Raw genomic sequence first — 12,156 nt, 5'->3', positions numbered from 1 at the left:
CTGCGGTCAGCGGAGGTAGCGGTCCTCCACTGGGCAGTGCGTTGCGATTTGCAGGTTGGCATCGAGTTCGTACACCAGCGGAGCGCCGGTCGGGATGTTGAGCTCGGCGATCTCGGCGTCGCTGATGCCGTCGAGATGCTTCACCAAGGCCCTCAGGCTGTTGCCATGAGCGGCGACCAGCACGGTCGCGCCGGCTCGCAGATCTCCGACGATGCCCTCGTGCCAGTAGGGCAGCATGCGCCGCACGACGTCGGCCAGGCACTCGCCGCGCGGCACCTCGCCGGGAGGCAAGCCTGCATAGCGAGGATCGCTCGCGACGTCGAAGGCGTGCCCGGTGGGCATCGGAGGGGGAGGCACGTCATAGCTGCGACGCCACAGATGCACCTGCTCGGCGCCGTGCAGTTCGGCCATCTCGGCTTTGTTCAGACCGGTGAGCGCTCCGTAATGCCGCTCGTTCAAGCGCCAATGACGCCGTACTGGCAGCCAGCCCAACCCCATCTCGTCGAGTGTCGTGTTGGCCGTCTGGACGGCGCGCCGCAACAGCGACGTGTGCACGATGTCGGGAGCGATGCCCGCGTCTTCCAGCGCAGCCGCTGCAGCGCGTGCTTCGGCTTGGCCTTCGTCGGTCAAGCCGACGTCCCACCAGCCGGTGAAGCGGTTCTCGAGGTTCCACTCGCTCTGGCCGTGGCGCAGCAGCACGAGGGTGTGCTTGACGCCTGACGATGGCATGGGCGTGCACGGTAGCCCGAACGTCGCAGAGTCTCCTGCCGCCGCCGCTGTAACGCTTGTCTGATGCCGCGGCCGGTAGCATGACTTAGAGAAGTTGCTAATAAGACACTCAACTAATATGCTTGTCTGCAACACCCATCCACCTTCCGGGCCCATCTGGGCCGGGACGCCTCACGATGAAAGGCACAGCGATGCCCAAGGCTGTCGGAATTGACCTCGGAACCACGAACTCGGTGGTGGCTGCGATGGAAGGCGGCGAGCCCGCTGTCATTGCCAACGCCGAAGGCGACCGCACGACCCCGTCGGTGGTTGCCTTCGCCCGCAACGGCGAGGTATTGACCGGCGAGGTCGCCAAGCGGCAGGCGGTCACGAATCCCGAGCGCACCATTGCCTCGGTCAAGCGGCACATGGGCACCACCTGGGGCAAGTCCATCGACGACAAGAACTACACGCCGCAGGAGATCTCGGCCCGGGTGCTGCAGAAGCTGAAGCTCGACGCCGAGCAGTACCTCGGCGACACGGTGACCGAGGCGGTCATCACCGTGCCGGCGTACTTCGACGACGCACAGCGCACCGCCACGACCGAGGCGGGCAAGATCGCCGGCCTCGAGGTATTGCGCATCATCAACGAGCCAACGGCCGCGGCGCTGGCCTACGGCCTCGACAAGGAAACCGAGGACCAGACAATCCTGGTGTTCGACCTCGGCGGCGGCACGTTCGACGTGTCGGTGCTCGAGATCGGCGACGGCGTCTTCGAGGTGAAGTCCACCGCAGGTGACACCCGCCTCGGCGGCGACGACTGGGACGCCGCAGTGGTCGCGTGGCTGGTGGCGTCGTTCAAGGGCGACCACGGGGTCGACCTGAGCACCGACGCGATGGCGTGCCAGCGTCTGCGGGAGGCGGCCGAGCAGGCCAAGAAGGATCTGTCGTCCAAGCAGTCCACCCAGATCAACCTGCCGTTCATCACCGCAACTGACAGCGGCCCCCTCCACCTCGACTATGAGCTGAGCCGATCCAAGTTCGAGGAGCTGACGTTCGACCTGCTGAAGCGCTGCCGGTCTCCCTTCGAGCAGGCCATCAACGACGCGGGCTTGGCGAAGGCCGACATCGATCACGTGATCTTGGTGGGCGGCTCCACGCGCATGCCCGCCGTGCAGAAGCTGGTGACCGAGCTCACGGGCCGCGAGCCTCACAAGGGTGTGAATCCCGACGAGGTGGTCTCGGTGGGCGCCGCCATCCAGGCCGGTGTGCTCAAGGGCGACGTCACCGATGTGCTGCTGCTGGACGTCACACCGCTCAGCCTGGGCATCGAGACCAAGGGCGGCGTGATGACACGCCTCATCGACCGCAATACCACGATCCCGACGCGCCGGTCGGAGATGTTCACCACCGCTGAAGACGGCCAGCCCTCCGTGGAGATCCACGTGCTGCAGGGCGAGCGGGAAATGGCAGCCGGCAACAAGACGCTGGGCAAATTCCAGCTCGTCGGCCTGCCGCCGGCGCCGCGAGGCGTCCCGCAGATCGAGGTGGCGTTCGACATCGATGCGAACGGCATCGTCCACGTGTCCGCGAAGGACAGCGCGACCGGCAAGGAGCAGTCGATCACCATCACCGGTCAGTCGGCCATGTCGCCCGAGGAGATCGAGCGGATGGTCTCCGATGCCGAGGCGCATGCCGCAGAAGACGCCCGCCGGCGTGAAGAGGCCGAGATCCGCAACAACGCGGACACGCTCGTATATCAGACGCGCAAACTGCTCGACGAGCAAGGCGACAGCGTGTCCGCCGATGACAAGGAGCCTGTGGAGTCGGCCTTGGCGGCTGCCAGCGAGGCACTCGAGAGCGACGATCTCGACGCCATCCGCTCGGCCACTGAGACGCTCGCTGGCGCCAGCAGCGCGTTCAGCCAGAAGCTGTACGAATCTGCGGCCGCGGACACCGCCGCCGGTGCCGAGGGCTCCGGTGCTGACGACGACGTCGTCGACGCGGAGATCGTGGACGAGGAGAAGTGAGCGAATCCGAGACCGAGCTCGACGCAGCGGCTGCGGAAGCAGTCGGCGAGAGCCTGGAGGATCCGGCGGAGCTGGCTGAGCTGCTGTCACAGCTCGATGCCGTAACCGCCGAGCGGGACGACTACCTCGACCAGCTGCAGCGCCAACGGGCGGAGTTCCAGAACTTCCGGAAGCGAGTCGAAGCGGAGCGGCGCCAGCAGGTTTCGGCCGGTGTCAGCCGCTTGGTCGAGTCGCTGCTGCCGGTGCTCGACGGGTGCGACGCTGCCACTGCCCAGGGGCACGACGAAGTGGCCGCCGTGGGCCAGTCGCTTATGGTCGCCTTGGGCAAGGCGGGGCTCGAACGCATCGACTCCGTCGGGGAGCCGTTCGACCCCACCCAGCACGAGGCGGTGACGATCGAGGAGGCAGTCGACGACGCCCCTCAGATTGTGACCGCGGAGTTGCGCAGCGGCTTTCGATTCGACGGCCGGGTGCTGCGCGCCGCCATGGTCCAGGTGCGCGCGGGGTAGGGGGCCACGATGGACCCGCGACGCGAGTGGTTCGAAACCGACTACTACGCGGCCTTGGGTGTCTCGCCCGACGCGTCGGACAAGGACATCACCAAGGCGTACCGGAAGCTCGCCCGCAAGCACCATCCGGACTCGAGCGCCGGCGACGAGGAACGCTTCAAGCAGATCTCCGCGGCGTACGACGTCATCGGCGACACCGAAAAACGCTCCGCGTATGACGAGGCTCGCCGCCTGGGACCTGGCGGCTTCGGCCCGCAGATGGGCGGGTTCGCATCGGGGCCTGGCGGCTTCAGCATCCGGATCGAGGATCTCGGCGACCTGGGCGGCATATTCGGCAACCTCTTCGGCGACGGCCGGGGACGGGCCGGCCGCGGCGGCCCCATGCCGATGCGCGGTCACGACCTCGAAACCCGGCTCGGCATCTCATTTCGCGATGCCGTGGAAGGCGCGGTGACCGAAGTCAGCGTTCCGGACCCGTCCGGAGGCGGCATGCGCATGGTGAAGGTGCGCATTCCCGCTGGGGTCGACGACGGCGGGCGGATCAGGCTGGCGGGCAAAGGTTCGCCGGGTTCGGGCGGGGGACCCAACGGCGATCTGTTCGTGCTGGTCGACGTGGCGCCGGACGCAGATTTCGGCCGTGACGGCCGCAACCTGACCATCAACGTGCCGATCACTTTTCCCGAGGCCGTCTTCGGCGCCGATGTCAAGGTGCTGGATTTCGACGGGAACCCGGTGACGCTGCGTATCCCACCAGGAACCCCGTCGGGCAAGACCTTCCGGGTGCGCGGTCGCGGCGTCACCACACGCCGCGGCACCGGCGACATGCTGGTGAGCGTCGACATCGTGGTGCCGACGAAGCTGTCGTCTGCGGAGCAGGCGGCAATCGAGGCGCTGCGCGACGTCACCGACTTTGAGGGAGGGACGGGCCGGCGACAGCGCGCGGCAGAGCCGGAACCGGCGACATTCGCCGACACCGCAGGAGCACAGCGATAGCAACTAGGGGACGAACCGAGGACCATCGTCATGAGCGAACAACCAAGGCGAACGCCATCTGCGTCCGAGCGCAACCGGGCGCTCTACGTCATCTCGGTGGCGGCCGAGCTCGCCGGTGTGCATGCTCAAACGCTGCGGATCTATGAGCGCAAGGGCCTGCTGGCCCCCGCACGCACCTCCGGCGGCAGCCGCCGGTACAGCGACCGCGACATCGCGATGCTCAACCGCATCAGCCAGCTCACCAGCGAAGGACTCAACCTGGCAGGTGTCAAGCGCGTGATGGATCTGGAGGAGCGCGTGGCGGCACTGGAGCGCAAGCTTGCCGACGTGCAAGCCGAGGCGGCCACGCTGGTGGCAGAGACGCACCGGCAGTACCGGCGAGACCTGGTGCCGCTGCCGCAGACCGATCTCATCAGACGTCCGGGCTCGGGGCCCGGAGCAGGGCCGAATCCGCAGGGCTGACTCGGCTGGCCATTAGCTGTCGAATCAATAAATCTGAGTCAATCAGTATCAAGTTTTCTGTTAAACTTGACATCATGAACAACGACGCAGATCCTTGCAACCGTCCGCTGCCGTCCAGCCCGCTGACGCACAAGTGCCAAGAGGCGCTGGCATCGGCGGCAGCCGCCGCGCAGAGTCAGGGTCATCCCGAGATCACCCGGGCGCACCTGCTGGCGGCGCTCGTCTCCCAGCCAGAGGGCTTGGTGCTCCCCGTGCTCGCACGCGCCGGCATCGAGCCGGCTTCCGTGCGTACGCGGGCGCTGGAGGCGCTCGGGCGGCTGCCGCGCGGCTTCAGCACGCAAGAGTCACGGCAACCCGGGCTCGCCCGCGAGCTGGCCGAAGCGCTGCAGGCTGCCGACGCGGAGCGCGCCCAGATGGGCGACGACTACCTGTCCACCGAACATCTGTTGCTGGCGCTCGCCGACGACCTTGATGCCGACCGCGATGCGCTGGCGGCTCTGGTCGGCGAGTTGCGCGGCAGCACACGGGTCACGTCGCCGACTCCGGAGAACTCCTATGAGGCACTCGAGCGATTCGGCCGCGACCTCACGGCCGAGGCTCGCGACGACCAGCTTGATCCCGTCATCGGCCGAGATGACGAGATCCGCCGGATCATCCAGGTGCTGTCGAGACGCACCAAGAACAACCCCGTCCTGATCGGCGAGCCGGGTGTGGGAAAGACGGCGATCATCGAAGGCCTGGCCCGTCGCATCGCCGAGGGCGACGTTCCTGACGGCCTGCGCGACAAGCGCGTCGTGGCGCTGGACCTGGCTGCGATGGTGGCTGGAGCCAAGTACCGGGGCGAGTTCGAGGAACGGCTCGAAGCAGTGCTGAACGAGATCGTCGAGTCCGAGGGCGAGATCATCACCTTTCTCGACGAGGTGCACACGCTGGTGGGCGCAGGCGCGGGCGGCGAGAGTTCGCTCGACGCAGCCAACATGCTCAAGCCGATGCTGGCGCGGGGCCAGCTGCGCCTCGTCGGCGCGACGACGCTCGACGAGTACCGCCAGCACATCGAAGACGACGCTGCGCTCGAACGGCGTTTCGCCCCCGTCTATGTGGGCGAGCCATCGGTCACCGACGCAGTGGCCATCCTGCGCGGGTTAAAAGAGCGCTACGAGGTCCACCACGGCGTGCGCATCACCGACGCAGCGCTGGTGGCCGCTGTCACGCTGTCGGATCGATACCTGCGAGAGCGATTCCTGCCCGACAAGGCCATCGATCTGATGGACGAGGCCGCCAGCCGCCTGCGCATCGAGATCGATTCGGTACCGCTCGAGATCGACGTGTGCGAACGGCGCATCCGCCAGCTCGAGATTGAGGAACTGGCGCTGGGCAGCGAGGAGTCGTCGAATGGATCACTGAATGGGTCGAGCAGCAGTGCGCTCGGCAGCCAGGGGCAGCAGAACCAGCGCCGCGAAGCGATCGCCGAAGAACTGGCGTCTGAGCGCGAACGGGTTGCTGGGCTCAAGGCGCACTGGCAGGCGGAAAAGGCAGCCATCGACCAGATCCGGGCACTGAAGTCCGAAGCCGAGGCGCTGGCCGCCGCTGTCGAGCGGGAAACGGATCTCGAGCGGGCTGCGGAGATCCGCTTCGGCCAACTGCCCGAGGTGCACCGGCGCCTCGACGAAGCGGCCACCGAGCTGACACGACTGCAGGCCGGCAAGCGGATCCTGCGGGAAGAGGTGGACGCGAACGACATCGCCGAGGTGGTGTCGCGCTGGACGGGCATCGCCACGAGCCGGCTGCTCGAAGGAGAAGTGCACAAGCTGGTGCACCTCGAAGAGACGTTGGCCCGCCGGGTCGTCGGCCAGCACCATGCCGTTGCGGCGGTCGCCAATGCCATCCGGCGCAGCCGTGCCGGGCTGAGCGAGCCGGATCGGCCCATCGGCAGCTTCCTGTTCCTGGGCCCGACCGGTGTCGGCAAAACCGAGCTGGCGCGTGCGCTGGCCGAGGCGCTGTTCGACGACGAGCGCGCCATGGTTCGCATCGACATGTCGGAGTATCTGGAACGGCACTCGGTCAGCCGCCTGATCGGTGCACCTCCCGGGTACATCGGCCATGACGACGGCGGCCAGCTGACCGAGGCAGTCCGCCGCCGGCCGTACTCGGTCGTGTTGCTCGATGAGATCGAGAAAGCACACACCGACGTGTTCAACGTGCTGCTGGCTGTGCTCGACGACGGTCGGCTGACGGACGGCCAAGGGCGCACCGTCGACTTCTCCAACGTCGTGCTCATCATGACGTCGAACCTGGCGGTGGACCCAGCGGAGTTCTTCGCACCGGAGTTCATCAACCGCGTCGATGAGATCCTGCAGTTCGACGCCCTCAGCCGCAGCGATGTGGCTGCCATTGCCGAACGGCAGCTGGAGATCTTGCGCACCCGCCTTGCCGATCGCGAGATCACGCTGGACGTGACAGCGACAGCGGCAGAACTGCTCGCCAACCGCGGGTACGACCCCGCCTACGGTGCCCGGCCGCTCCGGCGCTTGATCCAGCGCGAACTGACCGATCCGCTGGCCTCCGGCCTGCTCGACGGCACGTTCGCCGATGGCGACGCCGTGACGGTGGACAACGTCGACGGCTCGTTCAGCCTCAGCACGTCGTCGAGGGGGGCACGCGTCGCGCCCGCGGCGCCCGACGGGGCGCAGCCGTGGCCGCAAGCCTCCTGAACGCCGTGCCGGACGGCCGGATCCGCCGCAAATCCGGCGGCCCCGGAGGGGCCACTCCCTAGACTGATTTGGTGACGACGACAGCGTCCTGCCGGCTGGCGATGGGCTGAATCATGCCGGGCTCGATCGTCGTAGGAACGCAATGGGGCGACGAGGGCAAGGGCCGCATCGTCGACATCGTCGCCAAGGAATGCCAGCACGTCGTTCGCTACCAAGGCGGCCACAACGCTGGGCACACGATCGTCGTCGACAGCGAGACGTTCGCCCTGCAGCTCATTCCCAGCGGGGTGCTGTACGAGCACGTGACGCCGATCATCGGCAACGGCGTGGTGATCAATCCGTGGGTGCTGATCGATGAGATCGACATGCTCGCCAGCCGCGCCGTCGACTGCGGCCGGCTGATGCTCAGCCCTGCGGCGCACCTGGTGCTGCCCTACCACCAGATCGCCGACGAGCTTGCCGAAGCGCAACGCGGTGATGCCAAGCTCGGTACCACCAAGCGCGGCATCGGGCCTGCGTACGCCGACAAGGCGGCACGAGTCGGGCTGCGAGTCGAGGATCTGCTCGAGCCGATGACGCTGCGCTCGCGATTGCTGAGCGTGCTGGCCGACCGCAACGCTTATCTGCAGCGGGTATACGACCATCCCGGCGTCGATCCCGACGAGTTGGCCGACCAGCTCATCACTGAGGTGGCACCCCGGCTGGCGCCGCTGGTGGCCGACACCATCGGCTGGCTCCACGAAGCGCTGCACGCGGGCGAGCGGGTGCTTTTCGAAGGCGCCCAAGCCACGTTCCTCGACCTCGACCACGGCACCTACCCGTTCGTCACGTCGTCGAACCCGGTGGCAGGGTTCGCGCTGGTCGGCTCGGGTATCGGCCCCGGCGCGATCGATCAGGTCATCGGCATCGCCAAGGCGTACACCACCCGGGTGGGTTCTGGACCCTTCATCACCGAGCTGGACGGCGAGACCGCCGAGCATCTACGAGATCGCGGCGCGGAATACGGCACCAACACCAACCGGCCGCGCCGCTGCGGCTGGTTCGACGCCGTCATGGGCCGTCAGGCCGTGCGGCTGAACGCCTGCACCGAGATCGCGCTCACCAAGCTCGACGTGCTCGACGAGCTCGACACGATCAAGGTCTGCGTCGCCTACGAGGTGGACGGTCACCGCTACGACTACCTGCCCCACCTGCGCTCGCTGCATGACCGGGCTGTCCCCGTCTACGCCACGCTGCCGGGCTGGAAGACGCCGCTCGACAAGGTCACCCAGCGATGGCAGTTGCCGCGCGAAGCGGTCGACTACATCGTCTTTCTCGAACGTCAGCTCGGCCTGCCGATCCGGTATGTCTGCGTCGGCCCTGGCCGCGAGCAGTACATCCGCTTCGCAGCGTGAGCTGCGAAGTTTGGACCCGGCGCGGCGTGAGCTGCGCTGACTGAGCGGGGGTATCCCGGTGAGAGTGTGCGTGGTCGGCCAGGGCGGTCGTGAGCATGCGTTCGCGTCGGTGTTGCGCCGGACTGCCGATGTCGTGGTGACTCCGGGGAACCCTGGCATTGAGGGCAGCGTCGCAACACCGCCCACCGAGATCGATGCCGATCTGTTCGTGATCGGCCCGGAAGGGCCGCTGGCAGACGGCCTCGCTGATCGCCTGCGGGCAGGCGGCCAGCTCGTGTTCGGACCGGGCGCCGACGGTGCCGCGCTGGAGAGCTCCAAGGCGTGGATGAAAGAAGTAGTCAATGCCGCCGGCGTGCCCACCGCCGCCTACGCCACATTCGACAGCGACCCCGCAGGGCGCCGTGCAGCACACGCCTACCTGGAAACACTGCCGCCGCCGTACGTCATCAAGACCAGCGGCCTCGCCGCCGGCAAGGGCGTGCTGGTCACCGACGAGTTGGCCGAAGCCCATGCCGACATCGACGCCAAGCTGGACGGCACTGCGTTCGGGGATGCCGGCCGCCGCATCGTCATCGAAGAAGGGATGCGAGGCCCCGAGGTGTCGCTGTTCGCCCTCTGCGATGGCCGCCGCGCTGTGCTGCTGCCCACGGCCGTGCGCGATCACAAGCGCATCGGCGACGGCGACACGGGGCCGAACACCGGCGGCATGGGCTGCGTGTCGCCGCTGGCCGATGTCGACCGGGCTGTCTGCACCGAACTGGCCGCAATGGCGTTCGAACCGACGCTGGCCGAGTTGGTCCGGCGAGGCGTCGACTACCGCGGCGTGCTCTACGCGGGCTTCATGCTGACCCCCGACGGGCCTCGATTGCTGGAGTTCAACGTCCGCTTCGGCGATCCCGAGGCCCAGGTCACGCTGCCGCGCATCGAGAACGATCTCGCGCTGCCGCTAGCGGGGGCCGCGGCAGGCGAGCTGACCGACGAGATCGGGGTCTCCGACGACGCCATGGTGTGTGTCGTGTGCGCTGCCGAGGGATACCCAGCGGCGCCGCGCACCGGCGATGTCATCGCGGGCCTTGAGCGGGCGCGCGAAGTTCCAGGCGTGACCGTCTTCTGTGCAGGCGTCGGGGCCACCGACGGGCAAGCGGTCCCGCCTGAATCGCTGGTGACAGCGGGCGGCCGTGTGCTGAATGTGTGCGGCCGCGGGCCCGATGTGGCGGTAGCGCGCGACCGTGCGTACGAAGCCGTGCGGCACATCAGCTGGCCAGGAATGACCTACCGCACCGACATCGCCGCGGCCGAGGCCGCGGCCGCCGACACCCTCAGCCGATGAGGGCGTCGACGGGCGCCGAGCTCCATTTTGGACATCGCCCCATCACCCGCTCCGGGCGGCGAGACTCAGGCGGTACGTCGATGGGCAGCACGCCAATGCATGCCAGGAGAGCAAGCCGATGAAGGTCGCCATCTTGATGGGTTCGCCGAACGATGCGTCGAAGATGGCACCGGCCGCCGAGATGCTCGACAGGTTCGGCGTCGAGCACGTGACCGAGGTGATGAGCGCTCATCGCACACCTGCCGCCGTGGCGGCGTTCGCGACCGGGGCACGCGATGCCGGCTTTGCCGCGGTCATCTGCGGGGCGGGCATGGCAGCGCACCTGGCCGGTGTGGTGGCTGCGCACACCACGCTGCCGGTGATCGGCGTGCCGCTCAGCGGCGGACTCGCTGACGGCCTCGATGCGCTGCTGTCGACGGTGCAGATGCCGAAGGGCATTCCGGTCGCCACCGTTGCGGTCAACGGCTCGGCGAACGCGGCTGTGCTCGTCACCGAGATGCTGGCGGTGAACGATGCGGAGCTCGCTGCCCGCCTGGACGAGTTCCGCGCCGCTGGTGCCCGGTGAGGCTGGGTCACGGTGAAGCTGGCGTGAGTCCCGAGGTCATCCCCAACGTTCTGGCGACGCGCTACGCCTCCCGGGAGATGGCCGAGCTGTGGTCGCCCCGCCACAAGGTCATCCTCGAGCGGCGGTTGTGGATAGCGGTGCTGGAAGCGCAGCGAGAAGCGGGCGTCAACGTGCCAGACGGAGCGCTGGAGGCGTACCGCGAGGTGGTCGAGGTCGTCGACCTCGATTCGATCACCGAACGGGAACGGGTCACGCGCCACGACGTGAAGGCGCGCATCGAGGAGTTCTGCGCGCTCGCCGGCTACGAGCAGATCCATCGCGCGATGACCTCGCGCGATGTCACCGAGAACGTCGAGCAGTGCCAGGTCACCGCAGCGTTGGGCCTGGTCGCCCAACGCATGGCCGCGCTCATCGTGCGCATCGCCGCGCTGGCCAGTGCCCACCGAGACCTCGTGATGACGGCACGCACGCACAACGTGCCTGCGCAGGCGACCACGCTGGGCAAGCGCTGGGCCACGATCGGCACCGAGGCGCTCGTGTCCCTCGAGCGCGCCGAGGCGCTGTTGGCGCGCTATCCGATGCGTGGCATTCGCGGACCGGTCGGTACGCAGCAGGACATGCTGGATCTGCTGGACGCCGACCCGGCGGCAGTGGATCAGCTGGAGCGACGCCTCGCCGTCGAGCTGGGCTTCACCCGGGTGCTCGGCTCTGCTGGGCAGATCTATCCCCGCTCACTCGATCTCGATGTCGTGGCCGTGCTGGTCGGCGCTGCGGCCCCGCTCAGCAACTTGGCGCTCAGCGTGCGGCTCGCTGCCGGTCACGAACTGGTCACCGAGGGCTTCGCGGCCGGCCAAGTCGGTTCGTCTGCCATGCCGCACAAGATGAACACCCGCTCGTGCGAGCGAATCACCGGCCTGATGACCGTCTTGCGGGGCCACCTCACGATGGCCTCGCAGCTCGCCGGTGACCAGTGGGACGAAGGGGATGTGAGCTGCTCGGTGGTGCGGCGCATCGTGCTCCCCGATGCCTTCTTCGCGCTCGACGGAGCGCTGGAGACGGCCTTCAGCGTCTTGGACGGCTTCGCCGTCTTCCCGGCTCGGGTCGAAGCCGAACTGGCCGAATACTTGCCGTTTCTCGCCACGACCCGCCTGCTGGCCGCCGCCGTGGCAGCGGGCGCCGGCCGCGAGGAAGCGCACGAGCGCATCGGCGCCCACGCGATCGCCGCAGTGTTGGCGCTTCGTGACGGCTCGGCCGAGCGCAACGATCTGGCGGCCCGCATCGCCGCCGACCCGGCGCTGCAGCTCAGTGCCGACGACGTCGCAGCAGCGCTCGCGGATCCGGCTTCGTTCAGCGGCCGTGCCCCAGATCAGGTCGACGAGTTCGTGGCCGCTGCGGGCAAGGTGGCGGAACGGTACGGCGCAGCCGTCGACTACGAGCCGGGCGAGGTGCTGTGA

The 12,156-nt window shown here is 68.0% G+C and carries 10 protein-coding genes; 9 read left to right on the top strand and 1 reads right to left on the bottom strand.

Features of this window, described 5'->3' with window-relative positions; genetic code table 11:
* Window positions 1-6: 6 nt before the first annotated feature.
* A complete protein-coding gene (gpmA, locus tag ACOGW9_RS01995) occupies window positions 7-729 on the bottom strand; it encodes a 2,3-diphosphoglycerate-dependent phosphoglycerate mutase (RefSeq protein ID WP_419907869.1) in 723 nt (240 codons plus the stop codon).
* A gap of 191 nt (window positions 730-920) precedes the next feature.
* Between gpmA and dnaK the strand changes: the two genes are divergently transcribed.
* The 9 genes from dnaK to purB all read left to right on the top strand — a co-directional run bounded on the left by dnaK (window position 921) and on the right by purB (window position 12,156).
* A complete protein-coding gene (gene dnaK, locus ACOGW9_RS01990) occupies window positions 921-2,738 on the top strand; it encodes a molecular chaperone DnaK (RefSeq protein WP_419856431.1) in 1,818 nt (605 codons plus the stop codon).
* Window positions 2,735-3,247: a nucleotide exchange factor GrpE gene (locus ACOGW9_RS01985; RefSeq protein WP_419854924.1), complete on the top strand. Its 513-nt coding sequence runs from the start codon at window positions 2,735-2,737 to the stop codon at window positions 3,245-3,247. Before dnaK ends, ACOGW9_RS01985 begins: the two co-directional genes overlap by 4 nt.
* Before the next feature lie 9 nt (window positions 3,248-3,256).
* Window positions 3,257-4,240: a DnaJ C-terminal domain-containing protein gene (locus tag ACOGW9_RS01980; RefSeq protein WP_419854923.1), complete on the top strand. Its 984-nt coding sequence runs from the start codon at window positions 3,257-3,259 to the stop codon at window positions 4,238-4,240.
* Window positions 4,241-4,270: 30 nt separating this feature from the next.
* Window positions 4,271-4,702: a heat shock protein transcriptional repressor HspR gene (locus ACOGW9_RS01975; RefSeq protein WP_419854922.1), complete on the top strand. Its 432-nt coding sequence runs from the start codon at window positions 4,271-4,273 to the stop codon at window positions 4,700-4,702.
* A gap of 107 nt (window positions 4,703-4,809) precedes the next feature.
* Window positions 4,810-7,413, top strand: a complete 2,604-nt coding sequence (locus tag ACOGW9_RS01970) for an ATP-dependent Clp protease ATP-binding subunit (protein ID WP_419908127.1) — start codon at window positions 4,810-4,812, stop codon at window positions 7,411-7,413.
* A 113-nt stretch (window positions 7,414-7,526) separates the two neighbouring features.
* Window positions 7,527-8,807 carry an adenylosuccinate synthase gene (locus ACOGW9_RS01965; RefSeq protein ID WP_419854921.1) on the top strand — a complete coding sequence of 427 codons (1,281 nt, stop codon included), beginning with the start codon at window positions 7,527-7,529 and terminating at the stop codon, window positions 8,805-8,807.
* Between the two features lie 58 nt (window positions 8,808-8,865).
* The gene (gene purD, locus ACOGW9_RS01960; protein WP_419907865.1) at window positions 8,866-10,137 is read left to right on the top strand and encodes a phosphoribosylamine--glycine ligase; all 1,272 of its coding nucleotides are present in this window, start codon (window positions 8,866-8,868) and stop codon (window positions 10,135-10,137) included.
* A gap of 118 nt (window positions 10,138-10,255) precedes the next feature.
* A complete protein-coding gene (gene purE / locus ACOGW9_RS01955; protein WP_419907863.1) occupies window positions 10,256-10,702 on the top strand; it encodes a 5-(carboxyamino)imidazole ribonucleotide mutase in 447 nt (148 codons plus the stop codon).
* 23 nt (window positions 10,703-10,725) lie between these two features.
* The gene (purB, locus tag ACOGW9_RS01950; protein WP_419907861.1) at window positions 10,726-12,156 is read left to right on the top strand and encodes an adenylosuccinate lyase; all 1,431 of its coding nucleotides are present in this window, start codon (window positions 10,726-10,728) and stop codon (window positions 12,154-12,156) included.

This window comes from Candidatus Poriferisodalis sp. (assembly GCF_965203655.1).
Lineage (GTDB): Bacteria > Actinomycetota > Acidimicrobiia > Acidimicrobiales > Poriferisodalaceae > Poriferisodalis.
This window is presented reverse-complemented; position numbering and strand designations above follow the sequence as displayed.

Excerpts from the sequence above, each read along its gene's own strand:
- ACOGW9_RS01965 (WP_419854921.1), top strand. The coding sequence starts at position 7,527 with ATGCCGGGCTCGATCGTCGTAGGAACGCAATGGGGCGACGAGGGCAAG.
- gpmA (WP_419907869.1), bottom strand. The coding sequence starts at position 729 with ATGCCATCGTCAGGCGTCAAGCACACCCTCGTGCTGCTGCGCCACGGC.
- dnaK (WP_419856431.1), top strand. The coding sequence starts at position 921 with ATGCCCAAGGCTGTCGGAATTGACCTCGGAACCACGAACTCGGTGGTG.
- purE (WP_419907863.1), top strand. The coding sequence starts at position 10,256 with ATGAAGGTCGCCATCTTGATGGGTTCGCCGAACGATGCGTCGAAGATG.
- ACOGW9_RS01980 (WP_419854923.1), top strand. The coding sequence starts at position 3,257 with ATGGACCCGCGACGCGAGTGGTTCGAAACCGACTACTACGCGGCCTTG.
- ACOGW9_RS01975 (WP_419854922.1), top strand. The coding sequence starts at position 4,271 with ATGAGCGAACAACCAAGGCGAACGCCATCTGCGTCCGAGCGCAACCGG.